15 protein-coding genes are annotated in these 13467 nt (G+C 45.5%); 8 read left to right on the top strand and 7 right to left on the bottom strand.

Going from position 1 to position 13467, the window contains the following annotated elements:
* Positions 1-196 precede the first annotated feature (196 nt).
* The gene (mdh, locus tag K5Q92_RS11080; RefSeq protein WP_220769070.1) at positions 197-1132 is read left to right on the top strand and encodes a malate dehydrogenase; all 936 of its coding nucleotides are present in this window, start codon (positions 197-199) and stop codon (positions 1130-1132) included.
* A gap of 90 nt (positions 1133-1222) precedes the next feature.
* On the opposite strand, the gene ispB is transcribed toward mdh, so the two are convergent.
* Complete coding sequence (gene ispB / locus K5Q92_RS11085; RefSeq protein WP_220769129.1) at positions 1223-2194, bottom strand: octaprenyl diphosphate synthase; 972 nt, start codon at positions 2192-2194, stop codon at positions 1223-1225.
* A 283-nt stretch (positions 2195-2477) separates the two neighbouring features.
* Between ispB and rplU the strand changes: the two genes are divergently transcribed.
* The 7 genes from rplU to K5Q92_RS11120 all read left to right on the top strand — a co-directional run bounded on the left by rplU (position 2478) and on the right by K5Q92_RS11120 (position 6672).
* The gene (rplU, locus tag K5Q92_RS11090) at positions 2478-2789 is read left to right on the top strand and encodes a 50S ribosomal protein L21 (protein ID WP_028765847.1); all 312 of its coding nucleotides are present in this window, start codon (positions 2478-2480) and stop codon (positions 2787-2789) included.
* Positions 2790-2804: 15 nt separating this feature from the next.
* A complete protein-coding gene (rpmA, locus tag K5Q92_RS11095; RefSeq protein WP_202720595.1) occupies positions 2805-3059 on the top strand; it encodes a 50S ribosomal protein L27 in 255 nt (84 codons plus the stop codon).
* Between the two features lie 136 nt (positions 3060-3195).
* Positions 3196-4359 carry an Obg family GTPase CgtA gene (cgtA, locus tag K5Q92_RS11100; RefSeq protein ID WP_220769071.1) on the top strand — a complete coding sequence of 388 codons (1164 nt, stop codon included), beginning with the start codon at positions 3196-3198 and terminating at the stop codon, positions 4357-4359.
* 29 nt (positions 4360-4388) lie between these two features.
* Complete coding sequence (locus K5Q92_RS11105) at positions 4389-5147, top strand: threonine/serine exporter family protein (protein ID WP_220769072.1); 759 nt, start codon at positions 4389-4391, stop codon at positions 5145-5147.
* Positions 5147-5620 (top strand): threonine/serine exporter family protein, encoded by a 474-nt coding sequence (locus tag K5Q92_RS11110; protein WP_220769073.1) that lies wholly within the window; start codon positions 5147-5149, stop codon positions 5618-5620. Before K5Q92_RS11105 ends, K5Q92_RS11110 begins: the two co-directional genes overlap by 1 nt.
* Before the next feature lie 78 nt (positions 5621-5698).
* Positions 5699-6181, top strand: a complete 483-nt coding sequence (folA, locus tag K5Q92_RS11115) for a type 3 dihydrofolate reductase (protein WP_220769074.1) — start codon at positions 5699-5701, stop codon at positions 6179-6181.
* A 95-nt stretch (positions 6182-6276) separates the two neighbouring features.
* Positions 6277-6672, top strand: a complete 396-nt coding sequence (locus K5Q92_RS11120; protein WP_220769075.1) for a DUF3718 domain-containing protein — start codon at positions 6277-6279, stop codon at positions 6670-6672.
* A 156-nt stretch (positions 6673-6828) separates the two neighbouring features.
* Here the strand turns inward: K5Q92_RS11120 and K5Q92_RS11125 are convergent, their stop codons facing one another.
* The 6 genes from K5Q92_RS11125 to surA form a co-directional block, all read right to left on the bottom strand.
* Entirely contained in the window at positions 6829-8850 is a 2022-nt protein-coding gene (locus K5Q92_RS11125; protein ID WP_220769076.1) for a methyl-accepting chemotaxis protein, read from the bottom strand.
* Positions 8851-8950: 100 nt separating this feature from the next.
* Positions 8951-9784 carry a symmetrical bis(5'-nucleosyl)-tetraphosphatase gene (locus K5Q92_RS11130; RefSeq protein WP_220769077.1) on the bottom strand — a complete coding sequence of 278 codons (834 nt, stop codon included), beginning with the start codon at positions 9782-9784 and terminating at the stop codon, positions 8951-8953.
* A gap of 24 nt (positions 9785-9808) precedes the next feature.
* Positions 9809-10189 (bottom strand): Co2+/Mg2+ efflux protein ApaG, encoded by a 381-nt coding sequence (gene apaG / locus K5Q92_RS11135; protein WP_220769078.1) that lies wholly within the window; start codon positions 10187-10189, stop codon positions 9809-9811.
* A 148-nt stretch (positions 10190-10337) separates the two neighbouring features.
* Positions 10338-11150, bottom strand: a complete 813-nt coding sequence (gene rsmA, locus K5Q92_RS11140; protein WP_220769079.1) for a 16S rRNA (adenine(1518)-N(6)/adenine(1519)-N(6))-dimethyltransferase RsmA — start codon at positions 11148-11150, stop codon at positions 10338-10340.
* Positions 11151-11166: 16 nt separating this feature from the next.
* The gene (gene pdxA, locus K5Q92_RS11145; RefSeq protein ID WP_220769130.1) at positions 11167-12150 is read right to left on the bottom strand and encodes a 4-hydroxythreonine-4-phosphate dehydrogenase PdxA; all 984 of its coding nucleotides are present in this window, start codon (positions 12148-12150) and stop codon (positions 11167-11169) included.
* A gap of 4 nt (positions 12151-12154) precedes the next feature.
* Complete coding sequence (gene surA, locus K5Q92_RS11150) at positions 12155-13459, bottom strand: peptidylprolyl isomerase SurA (protein WP_220769080.1); 1305 nt, start codon at positions 13457-13459, stop codon at positions 12155-12157.
* Positions 13460-13467 lie beyond the last annotated feature (8 nt).

A 13467-nucleotide genomic window follows, 5' to 3' on the forward strand; every position in this document is an offset into this window, starting at 1 on the left:
CTGCTAATGTATTCTTGCATTCCTTCTGCAGGCCTGACTCTTACTCGGTTTCCGAATGTTGCTACCTATATTAGCGTTCTAGATTATATGGAACACGACTAAGGGATAATTGTATTTTTGTTGTGAATCCAGTACTGTTGCGGGAAAATAAAAATGGATCTAAATCACAAAAATCCGAGGATTAACGGAGAACATTATGAAAGTTGCTGTACTTGGTGCTGCTGGTGGTATTGGCCAGGCTCTCGCCCTACTATTAAAAACTCAATTACCTGCGGGTTCTAAATTGTCGCTGTATGATATCGCTCCAGTTACCCCTGGCGTTGCGGTTGACTTAAGCCATATTCCAACTGCGGTAGAAGTAAAAGGTTTTGCTGGTGAAGATCCAACTCCTGCTTTAGAAGGTGCTGACGTAGTACTTATCTCGGCGGGTGTTGCTCGTAAGCCTGGAATGGATCGTTCAGATCTATTTAATATCAATGCTGGCATCGTACGTAACTTAGTTGAAAAGTGCGCAACCTCTTGCCCAAAAGCCTTGATCGGTATCATCACTAACCCGGTTAACACTACTGTAGCGATTGCAGCTGAAGTGCTTAAAAAAGCGGGTGTCTATGATAAAAACCGCCTATTTGGTGTGACGACACTTGATGTCATTCGTTCAGAAACCTTCGTTGCAGAAGCAAAAGGCCTGAACGTAGCAGACGTTAAGGTTCCGGTTATTGGTGGTCACAGCGGTGTGACTATCCTGCCGCTACTTTCACAGGTAGAAGGTGTGAGCTTTAGCGATGAAGAAATTGCTGCGCTGACGACACGTATTCAGAATGCGGGTACTGAAGTGGTTGAAGCTAAAGCTGGCGGCGGCAGTGCGACACTATCAATGGGGCAGGCGGCATGTCGCTTTGGTCTATCACTTGTGCGTGGCTTACAGGGTGAAGCAAACGTTGTAGAGTGCGCGTACGTTGATGGCGGCAGTGAGCACGCTGAATTCTTCGCACAACCTGTTGTACTAGGCAAAAATGGTGTTGAAGAAGTATTGGCTTATGGCGAAGTGAGTGCATTTGAAGCTAATGCACGTGACGCTATGCTAGATACACTAAAAGCAGACATTCAGTTAGGTATAGACTTCGTTAAGTAGTCTATATGAGCTGCCCACGCAGGCAGCAATTGAAAAGGGAGCCTTAGGCTCCCTTTTTTGTTTTATCGCTTATATTGCGATCTCATGTGATTAGTGACTGCGCTGTGTGGCGATTTTAGCCAGTGAGATCAATGCAGTTTTATAGTCAGAATCAGGAATGATATCAAGGGCTGCAATCGCCTTGTCAGACTCTTCTATGGCCCGCTTTTCAGTGTATTCTAAAGCACCACAGCTCTTAAGTGCACTTAGAATAATCTCGATGTGCTCGGTACCGTCACCTTTCTCAATAGCCTCACGGATCAAGGCCTTTTCTGTGTCACTGCCATTTGCCATAGCAAAGATAAGCGGCAAAGTGGGCTTGCCTTCGGCTAAGTCATCACCGATATTTTTGCCTAACTCTTCAGTTTCAGCTGTGTAGTCGAGTAGATCATCGGTCAACTGGAATGCTGTGCCTAAATACTTACCGTAGTCGGCTAGTGCATCTTGTACTTCAATTGGGCTGTCTGCCAGTAAACCAGCAAGACGAGTGGCGGCTTCGAATAGTTTTGCTGTTTTGCAGTATATGACGCGCATATAGCTGTCTTCAGTGGTGTCTGGATCATTACAGTTCATTAACTGTAGCACTTCACCTTCAGCGAGTACGTTGGTCGCATCGGCAAGGATCTCAAGTACGTCTAGACACTTCAGCTCAGTCATCATTTGGAAAGAGCGGGTGTAGAGGAAGTCCCCCACTAGCACACTAGCACTATTACCAAATAGTGCATTGGCTGTCTTTCTACCACGACGTAGGGTCGATTCATCAACAACATCATCATGTAAAAGTGATGCTGTATGGATAAATTCAATGATTGCGGCCAATTTAAGGTGAGAATCACCTTTATAGTCGATGGCGCGAGCTGCTAGAATAGAGAGCAGAGGTCGTAAGCGTTTACCACCGCCGTTAATAATGTAGAACCCAAGTTGATTAATGAGGGCAACGTCTGACTCTAGTTGTTTATAGATCAGTTGATTGACAGCTTGCATGTCGCTATCAGCCAATTGACGAATGGCGTTTAAATCCATAAGTAGGCTCTGGTTTTGTTGGCTGCCGATTAACATAAGCAGCTCAATTAAGGCTTAAATGTTATAATAATTGGATTCTACCTAAATTTGCGGCACAAGACAGTAGTTGTAGAAGATTGTGAGAGTTATTTGGGTCTTTTTTTATTCTTAGTTAATTAAGACTTGTCAGCGGCTACTTCTTAGCGTAAACTCCGCGACCATTGTCATTAAAGCTTTTATAGCACCCCTGCATCAAACAAATATGTTTTGAGCGGCGTGTTAGAAATATCGGAGTAAAATAGCTATGTACGCTGTTTTTCAAAGTGGCGGCAAGCAACATCGCGTTGAAGCCGGCCATACAGTTCGTTTAGAGAAATTAGAAGTCGCTACAGGCGAAACTATCGAATTCGACCAAGTTCTTTTGGTTGCTGATGGTGAAACTGTACACGTTGGTGCACCTTTAGTTGAAGGTGGTAAGGTTGTTGCTGAAGTTATCAGCCACGGCCGTGCGGAGAAGGTAACTATTGTTAAGTTCCGTCGTCGTAAGCACCACGATAAGAAGATGGGCCACCGTCAGTGGTTCACCGAAGTTAAAATTACAGCTATCAACGCTTAATTAGGAGTCTAACTCATGGCACATAAAAAAGCTGGCGGTTCTACTCGTAACGGCCGCGATTCAGAAAGTAAACGTCTTGGTGTAAAGCGCTTTGGCGGTGAATCAGTTCTTGCTGGTAACATCATCGTTCGTCAACGTGGTACTAAATTCCACGCTGGTGTAAACGTAGGTGTTGGCCGTGACCACACTTTATTCGCTCTTACCGATGGTAAAGTGAAGTTTGAAGTTAAAGGTCCTAAGAACCGTAAGTTCATTAGCATCGAAGATTAATCTTTCGCTTCGCAAAGATTGATACTAAGCCCCGCCATTGGTGGGGCTTTGTTTTTTTTAAATTAAGTAAATTGTGTTTTGGCGACTAGAATCGTTAAGAGTATAATTCTTTCATTCTATGGTGCCAGGAGTTGGTATGAAGTTTGTCGATGAAGCTATTATCCGTGTAGAAGCCGGTAATGGTGGCAGTGGTTGCGTTAGCTTTAGACGCGAAAAATATGTTCCAGATGGTGGTCCTGACGGTGGTGATGGCGGTGACGGTGGTAGTGTATATCTACAAGCCGATGAAAACCTCAATACCTTGATCACCTATCAGTTTGAACGTTTTCATATCGCCGAGCGCGGTAAGAATGGTCGTGGTCGTGACTGTACTGGTCACGGTGGTGCAGACTTGATCCTTAAAGTACCAGTTGGTACGCGCGCTATCGACAACGATACCGAAGAGGCACTAGGTGATTTAACCACTCATGGGCAGAAATTGCTTGTGGCTAAAGGTGGTTTCCATGGTTTAGGTAATACTCGCTTTAAGAGCAGTACTAACCGTGCGCCAAGACAAAAAACCTTAGGTACAGACGGTGAAGTTCGTAGCCTTAAGCTTGAGCTGCTTCTACTCGCCGATGTGGGCTTGCTAGGCATGCCAAATGCGGGTAAATCGACCTTTATTCGTTCGGTTTCCAAGGCTAAGCCAAAGGTAGCTGATTATCCATTTACAACTCTAGTTCCTAACCTAGGTGTTGTTAACCCAAGACCGGGTCAGAGCTTTGTTATTGCGGATATTCCAGGTCTGATCGAAGGGGCTGCCGATGGTGCAGGCCTAGGTGTTCAGTTTCTAAAGCACTTAGAGCGTTGTCGTGTATTGCTACACATCTTAGATGTTGAGCCTATCGATGGTAGCGATCCAGTGGAGTCTGCTCGTGCAATCGTAGGTGAGCTAGAGAAGCATTCACCTAAGCTTGCATCTAAGCCACGCTGGTTGGTGATTAACAAAGCGGACTTGATGCTTGAAGAAGAGCTTCAGGAGCGAATCGATCATATCGTTAAAGAGCTAGAGTGGGATGGCGATGTCTATACCATTTCAGCTTATAACCGTGAAGGTACTGCCGAACTAGCCCTTAAATTACTCGACTTTATCGACTCTCTACCTCCTGAAGAGGAAGCGGATGCCGACGCAGAAGTTGAATTTAAGTGGGATAATTATCATCAGAAAGCAAATGAATCGATCAATGAAGATTATGACGATGATTTTGACGATGACTTCGATGATGATGATTACGATGTTGAAATTATCTATCAAAGATAATTGATACGATAAGAGGAAGTTGAGACAAGGTGTACGCTACAACGCAAAATGACATTACTCGTCAAGTCGTTAGAGTTGCTCAACTTCTGCTTGCCTATGGCGCTGAATCAGAACTCGTTGAAGAGATCACTCAGCGTCTAGGCCACGCCTTAGGTTTAGAAAGTGTGGAGATCTCCATCTCCTCCAACTCCCTCGTTTTAACCAGTCTTTCAGTCGGTCGATGTATCACAACGACTCGACGAATTCGTGAACATGGTATCAATATGACCGTGGTTTGCGAATTGCAGCGGATCTGCTTGCTGACCGAAAAAGGGATCTATGGATTGACCGAAGTGCGTAAACGCGTCGGCCGTATTGAGCCCAAGACTTATCCTGCCAAGTTTGTTGTGCCTATGATAGGTTTATCATGTGCCAGTTTTTGCCACTTGTTTGGTGGTGATTTAGCAGCTTGTTTTATTACTTTCCTCGCTTCGGCCATCGGCATGTTCGTGCGTTTGTCTATTGCCAAGCGTCACTTTAATCTTCTACTTAATTTTAGCGTCACCGCCTTTGTGACGACCCTTATTGCACAAATGGGTTATCAGTTTGATTTGACAGACACCCCTAAACTGCCAATGGCAGCGAGCGTGTTGATGCTGGTACCAGGCTTTCCGATGATTAACTCTATTTCAGATATGGTCAAAGGGCACTTAAATGTGGGGATCTCCCGCTGGGGGCATGCGACCTTGCTAACAGTCGCATCGGTGATAGGTATCACCATTGCCATGCAGATAGGCGGCTTGTTCTGATGATGTCGCTGATCTTAACTATGCTCAACGATGCGATTTTCTCTGCTATTCCAGCAATAGGCTTTGCCATGGTGTTTAATGTGCCGCGCCGATTCCTGCCCTACTGTGCAATCGCGGCAGCTATGGGTCATGGTAGCCGAACTATGTGGCTAAGCTTTGGTTTACCAATTGAGTGGGCCACTTTTTTAGCGGCAGCCTTGGTGGGCATAGTCACGATAGCATTTGCGAAGAAGCATTTAGCCCCGCCATTAATGTATGCTGTTGCTGCAATAATTCCGATGATCCCGGGCACCTACGCATTTAATACCGTCATCGGCCTAGTGCAGCTGACCGCACAAGCAGATATGAGTCCAGAGCTTATCTATCAAGTGGTGAGTAACGGTCTTAAGACTGTATTTATTTTAGGTGCACTTTCGGTCGGGTTAGCAATGCCAAGCTTACTCTATTTCCGCTCTCGCCCTGTCATTAAATAACTAAATTTTATTAAGCCTACAGCATGTTAGTGGGCTGCTAGATTGCACGCTAACATCACAGAAATAAAGGGAAGTATCATGAAAATAGCTATGATTGCCGCGATGGCAAATAACCGTGTTATTGGTAAAGACAACCAAATGCCATGGCATCTTCCTGAAGATCTACGCCACTTTAAAGCCATGACTTTAGGCAAGCCTGTGGTGATGGGCCGAAAGACCTATGAGTCGATAGGGCGGCCGCTACCTGGGCGCCATAATATCGTGATAAGCCGTCAGGAAGATTTAGTGATTGAAGGTGTTACTCGTGTAAGCAGTTTTGATGAAGCGAAAATCGCTGCCGGAGACTGCGAAGAGTTGGTCGTGATGGGAGGTGGGCAACTGTATGAAATGTTGTTGCCTCAGGCTGATATTCTCTATCTCACCGAGATAGCCCTAACAGTCGATGGGGACACCTATTTTCCGAAGTGGGACGATGGTAGCTGGCAAGAAGTTTCTCGAGATGTTGCAAAAAATGATAAAGGTGTTGAATATAGCTTTATCAAATTGGTAAAAAAGTGTTAAATTCAGAGGGTTGTTTAGTACCCTAGATAAAGAGAAAGCAAGCTACTAAATAGCGCTACTTTTCTAAATAAAAACTAAAAAATAAGGAGTGTCTGATGCGTCTGTTACCCCTGAGCATCGCTACACTGATAGTGGCATCTTCAATTTCTGTTCCATCAACTGCGCTAGCTAATCAAGACCAGTTGGCTGCAAACATCTGTAACTATGTGCAGGCCGATGACAAAAACCGTCTTCGTAAGAAGTTAAAAGAGAGCAGAGTAAAGTTACGTAACATTTATAGCGGTGTTTCCTGCGGTGGCGATAGTTTATTGAGAACGGCTTTAAAGAGTGGTTCTAATAAGGTTGGCACCTTTGTCGCTAAGCGTCTTCCTGCTTCAGATTTAAACCAAGCGGAAGCTGATGGGCAGAGCATCGTTGCCTGGGCTGAAAGCAACGGCCATGGTAGCAGTGAAATCACAGCGGCCATTAAAGAGCGTATTGCAGGCAGTTAAGCTCTTACAAAGCGAATTTAAAATTACTGGGCGAGTCCCAGTATTTTTTTAGCTGATTTACGGCTTTTAATAGCCAAAGAAAAGAGGCGCTAACTATAGCGCCTCTTTTTTATATTAAACTTCTGCTTAACGGGTTAAGCGTCTCAATCGGGTAAGTTAAACTCTAAACTCTTTAACCGAGGCTTGTAGCTCTTCGGCTAATTGAGCGACCTGATGACTCGACTGCGCCGTTTGGTCGGCTCCGGTAGAGGTTTCCTCCGAAATAGCGGCGATATGCTCAAGCTTTTCTGAGACCTGCTGGCTAACTAGGTTCTGCTCTTGTGCTGCATGAGCAATATGGGTTCCTGAGTCATGAGCGCGATGTACAGCTTCGCTAATACTCTCTAGGGCAATGTTAGCCTGCTCTGTTTTTTCAACGCAAGAACTCGCCTGAGAGCTTCCTAGGTCCATTACTGCAACCGCTTCTTGCGTGCCCTTCTGTAGCACCTCGATCATCTGCTGGATCTCTTGGGTTGAGTCTTGGGTTCTCGATGCGAGACTGCGAACCTCATCGGCTACCACTGCAAAGCCACGGCCTTGCTCGCCGGCGCGGGCCGCTTCGATTGCGGCGTTAAGAGCAAGTAGGTTTGTCTGTTCAGCAATACCGCGGATCACATCGAGAATTGAGCCGATAGAGGCGCTATCTGCGTGGACTTTATTAATCACCACACTGGCTTTAGCCACTTCATCGGCGAGCGCTAGAATGGTGCGCTTGTTTTCATCAGCCATGAGTCGCATATGTTGGCTTTCATCATCGGCGGCTTTTATCTGACTTAGCGCTTCGTCGGCGCTAACGGTGACTTGCTGGGCACTCGAGCTGAGCTGGGTCGTTGCAGTGGCCACTTGATCGACCTGACTCTTCTGTTCTTGAATGCCTACAGTCGTTTGAGCCGTGATTGCCGAAGTCTCTTCGGCTGCGGCCGCGAGTTGATCGGAGCGCTCTAAAATGCCTTGAATAAGGCTACGTAGGCTATCAACTAGTTTATTGCAGTTGGCCGATAGTTTAGCAAACTCATCGTGGCCCGAATCGTCTAATTTATGGGTTAGATCTCCTGAGGCCAACACGTTTAGCGCGTGGTTGATTTTATCGAGAGAGCGGGTTAGTGGGCGCACAACTGCGATGCTGACGATAATGGCGACAAGAATTGCAACCGTCATTAATAGAATCGTACGCATACTTGCGTTGTCGATATTCGCGATGGCGCTGCTGCTAATGTCACGAGAGATCGACTCGATGTTCGTTGTTAGCGCCTTCATTTGTTGATTTACATTGCCCGCAGCAAGTTCCACATCGTGAAGTAAAGTCTTTGCGCGAATATTATGCTCTATCTCTTTGCGTTTTAGTGCAATTAACGAATTCTTACCTTGAACCATGGTAAATACGTTAGTCGCTTCACTGTTGAGCTCTTCAATAAGATCGCTCTCGACAACACCATCCCAATGGTTAGTGACGTAATCTACTTTGCTCTTAGTGTCACTAACAATATAGTCCAGCTCTTTTGAGATGATATCGAACTTGGCCTTGTCTGTACTGCGAACAAGGTCGAAACTGGTGCTCGCGATGTTACTAAAACTCAGCTCTAGCGTACTTGCAGTCGCTGCAATCTCCTGTTCAACCAGATCTTCACTCATCTCTAGATCGATTAAATCTAGTAATAAAGACGCACTGTCATCGACGGCAATTTCCACATCGTCATATTGACTGCTAATCTGCTTGGCTGTGGTTAGCGCAGCTTCATGAATAGCTATCATCTCTTTACTGGCGGCATTGAATTGAGAGTATTGCCCCTCAAGAGTCCGAATGACGGAGTTTAATTCGGAGTTATTACTGACTAAGCTGGCCAGTTTGGTAATCTCTGACTCAAAGGTCTGGCTCGCGGCAGAATATTGAGCGTTGATTTGAGGGATCTCACCTGCATTAGCGCTGTGATAGGCAGTTAAGATCAGCTTTTCCTGCTCGGAGATAGTTTGTGACAGTAAACTGCTCGACTCGAGCGCTGGTAAGCTGAGCTCTTGTAGAACTTGTGTGCTGCTCTTTAGCTGGTTGTTAGTTAACCAAGATGCTGCGCCTAGGACGATCAGTAGTAATGTGACTACCGTAAATCCTGCGATCACCCTGGTGGCTACATTTAACTTCATAGGAGCTCCATTTTTATTATTTTTATCCAAGTCACAGCATCCGCCTGACATGCCAATCGAATATTTTATCGGCCAAATTCAGCGATAGTTTAACTCTTTTTTAACTTCTTTTAACGTCTTTTAATTTTTCTTGAGTGATTTTTTGGTTCGATTCAAAATGCCATAGGGTCATATATTCTCCCCAGCAACAGCCTGTATCTAAACCTAATCGATTCACATGGTTTGTTTGTCCCATAATCGCGGCCCAGTGGCCAAAGACTAATGTGTAGTCAGGTGGAATGTTAGATTTAACATTAAACCAAGGCGTCAAGTTGGCGTGATTGCAGTTTTGAATTGGTGACTTACAGTCAAAATCTAAGCGCCCATCATCCTTAAGATAGCGCATGCGGGTTAAGGCATTAATGCAATAGATCTGCTTCTCAAGCTGAGTTAAATCTGAGTGATAGTCATCAACATCGTTGGTGTACATTTCACTGATTAACTCCTCTAGATAATCCTTTGACTTTAGCGTCTGAGATACTCTATCCGCTTCGCTGCGCAGGGCTGTCAAATCCCATTGTGGAGGTACGCCTGCATGGCTCATCAGGAGTCGCTGCTCGGGCCACTCCTGATAGAGGGGTTGAAGTCTTAGCCAATCGATAATGCTATTGATGTCGTCGGCGGCGAGTAAGGCGCTTAAGTTATCTTTAGGGTTAGCGCGCTTTAACTTGCCATGAATTGCCAGTAAGTGTAGGTCGTGGTTACCAAGGACTACCTTTGCCGAACCCGATAGTGATTTAAAAAAGCGCAGGGTCTCCAGAGAGCCTGTGCCCCGTGCGACAAGATCACCCACTGCCCATAAGCAGTCTTTTGAGGGGTTAAAGTCGACTCTATTGAGAAGCAGGGTTAACTCCTCGAAACAGCCCTGTATATCGCCTACAAAATAGTTAGCCATTTTTACCTAGATATGATTTTTGCTTTAGTGAAGTAAACCGGGGGTGGATAAACGAAAGGGTGATATTGGCGCTTTAAACTCATTACCGCGGCTATCGACCATAGTGTAACTGCCCTCCATTACGCCCAGTGGCGTCTCGAGTACGGTGCCACTGGTATATTCGTAGCTACTATTGGGTTTTATCGTCGGAGTCTCTCCTACAACACCTGCACCATGCACTTGGCTTTTTCGGCCATTAGCGTCCGTAATACACCAATGGCGGCTCTTGAGAGTGATCTCTTCATTGCTTAAATTGGAGATGGTTACGGTGTAACTAAACAGGTACTTATCTTCGTCCGGTGCGGACTGGGTTTCAATATATGATGTTTTGACATCGACACATACAGATGATGCTATTTGACTCATATCGCCCCCTAAAAGATGCAGTTAATTTGATTGTGCGTAGATCATACTTTCATCTTAAATGGACTGTTGCTGAATTAACAGGTAATAATCTATTAAAAAGGTATAAAAAAAGGGCAGTTAACTGCCCTTTAGAGAGAAACCTATTTGATTAACTCGATGCTTTCTTATCGAAAACATGGTTAGCCATCGCCACATATTGGTCAACGCGGATCTGCTCAGGTCTAAGTGTCGCATCGATGCCTAGTTCGGCAAAGTCTTCATCTGATAATAACTGTTTAAGGTTATTTCTCAGCGTTTTACGGCGCATGTTAAATGCAGTCGTCGTTAAGTTTCTAAGCAGCTCAACATCTTTACATGGCCAAGGCTTATCTTTATACGGTACTAGGCGCACAACTGCTGAGTCTACTTTTGGTGGCGGGGTGAAACACCCCGGTGGCACTTCAAGCACAGGCATTACTTGGCAGTGATATTGTGCCATCACGGTTAGGCGCCCATAGGCTTTGGTGCCTGGCGCTGCTGATAGACGTAGAACGACCTCTTTTTGCAGCATAAAGTGCATGTTTTCAATATGCTGAGCAAATTCAAATAGGTGGAACATCAGCGGAGTTGAGATGTTGTATGGTAGGTTACCAAACACCTTCATCTGCTTGTCTTCACGCACTAGTTGCTTGAAGTCAAACTTGAGCGCATCACCTTGATGGATCTCAAGCTTATCTTTGAGCACTGGGTGCTCTTGTAAACGCTCAACAAGATCTTTATCTAACTCGACAACGATAAGCTTATCGATGCTAGTAGCCACAGGCTCTGTTAATGCAGCCAGACCAGGACCAATTTCTACCATGACATGATCGTTATCAGGTGAGATAGCACCAACGATGCGGTTAATCACATTCTCGTCGGTTAAGAAGTTCTGTCCAAAACGTTTTCTGGCCGTATGGCCTAAATGTACTTTATTGCTCATGAGGTAATTTTTATCACTAATTCTTTGCTGCCAAATCAATGGCTTTATTTAATGCGCAGACGAAACTGCCGATATCGGCAGTGCCTGTGCCTGCAAGCTCTAAGGCCGTACCATGGTCGACCGAGGTTCTTATATAGGGTAATCCTAGAGTGATGTTGACTGAACTGCCAAACCCTCTAGATTTTAGTACTGGAAGTCCTTGATCGTGGTACATGGCGAGTACGACGTCAGCATCTTCTAGGTATTTAGGTTGGAACAGAGTATCGGCTGGTAGTGGGCCGATGATATCCATATCGAGTTCTCTCAGCTCATTGAGTGCTGGGATGATGGTATCGATCTCCTCTGTGCCTAAATGGCCATCTTCCCCTGCGTGAGGGTTTAGACCGCACACATAGATCCGTGGTGACTCGATAGCAAACTTTTCGACTAAATCCTTGTGTAAGATTTTGACGATTTGATGCAGGCGATCACGGGTAATGGCTTTTGATACGTAAGCTAATGGGATATGTGTCGTAACAAGCGCCACTTGTAAACCAGGGGCTGCAAGCATCATCACCACATCTTGGCAATTAGCCTGATTGGCGAAAAACTCGGTGTGACCGCTAAAAGGAATACCAGCTTGGTTGATAATGCCTTTATGAACCGGGCCTGTTACCACAGCATCAAATTCGCCAATCATGTTTTTCTCGCCGGCAAATCTTAATGTGTCAACGACATAGGCACTGTTGGTTTCATTTAACTGTCCACAAACCGCTTCAGCTTCCAGAGTAAACGGCACAATCGTGAGTGTGCCTGCTTCTTGAGCCTTAGGTGGCTGGTTTGGTTGATACGGACGCAGCTGAATAGTGAGGCCCAGCTTTTTGGCGCGAGACAGTAACAGTTCTGGATCAGCACAAACAACTAGCTCAGCAGGCCAAGCCTGCTGAGCTAGTTGTATCACTAAATCTGGGCCGACACCCGCCGGCTCGCCCGGCGTGATGGCAATGCGTTTAGTCACAATAGTATTAACCTCGGTTCGTTTCTGGCTCGAAAATATCGATAAATGCTTCAGCGCGCATCTCATCTAACCAGTTTTGTAACTCTTCATTAAACTTACGACGATAGATCAGCTGGTGAGCTCGATTGGTATTAAACTTATCGGTCGCGTCTGTTGTGCGTTTCTCTTCTAATTGAACGATATGCCAGCCGTGAGTTGAACGGAAAGGCTCACTATACTCACCGACTTTAAGGCTATTGAGCTCTTGCGCAAAAGCAGGAACATAAATATTTGGATCTGCCCAACCGAGCTCGCCGCCTTTAGCTGCTGAACCTGGATCTTCAGAGTATTGACGGGCTAAGTCTTCAAACTTAGCTTCTCCAGATTTAACTTGAGCAAGGAATCTGTCCATCATGCTCTTAGCACGCTCTTCAGAAAGAATTGGCGATGGCTTAAGCAGAATGTGACGGGATTTAACCTCTTCCACTTCTTTCGTCTGTAGTCCACGGGCATCCATAATCTTGATGATATGGAAGCCTGACGCGCTCTTAATTGGTCCTATGATATCACCAGTTTTAGCATCGCCGACTACTTCTGCGAATAAAGTGGGCATTTCGTTGATGTTCATATAGTCCCAAATACCACCTTCAAGTGCTTTAGGGCCAGAAGATGCTGCAATTGCGATGCTTCTGAAGTCATCTCCGTCTTTTAGTCGTTTCATTACCGCCGAAGCTCTTTTGCTTGCAGCATCAAGCTGTTGGCTATTGGCCTCGCTTGGTACGTCAATTAGGATGTGACCAATCTGGAACTCAACATCCTTAAGCCCTTGTTCATTAATAAGCTTAACGAGGTTATTGATCTCTTGTGTCGACACTTGAATACGACGCTGAACCTGAATACGTTGGATTTCACCTAGGGTGATCTCTTCGCGAAGCTGTTCACGGTATTGAGCAAAGGTGGTGCCATCTTTCTCGATTTCCGTCTTCATTTGCTCGACAGTCATCTTCTGCTCTTTAGCGATGTTTTCGATAGTTTGGTCTAGTTGTAAGTCACCAATATGTAGACCGATTCTATCTGCCATCTGTAGCTGTAGGCGGGTTAAGATCAAACGCTCAATCACCTGAGTGCGCAGCGCAGTATCTGAGGGCAACTTTTGCCCCGCATTGGCTGCGTTAGCCTTAATGGTCTTAACCATTCCCGCAACTTCGCTTTCTAAAATGATCCCTTCGTTTATCTGCACGGTTACGCGATCGAGTGGTACTGGCGCAGCTTGAATTGTCTGGCTCATTGCCAATGTAAAAAGAGCAAAAATCAATTGGTTACAGCGTTTCATCCACTAAA

This window comes from Shewanella sp. MBTL60-007 (genome assembly GCF_019654915.1).
GTDB lineage: Bacteria > Pseudomonadota > Gammaproteobacteria > Enterobacterales > Shewanellaceae > Shewanella.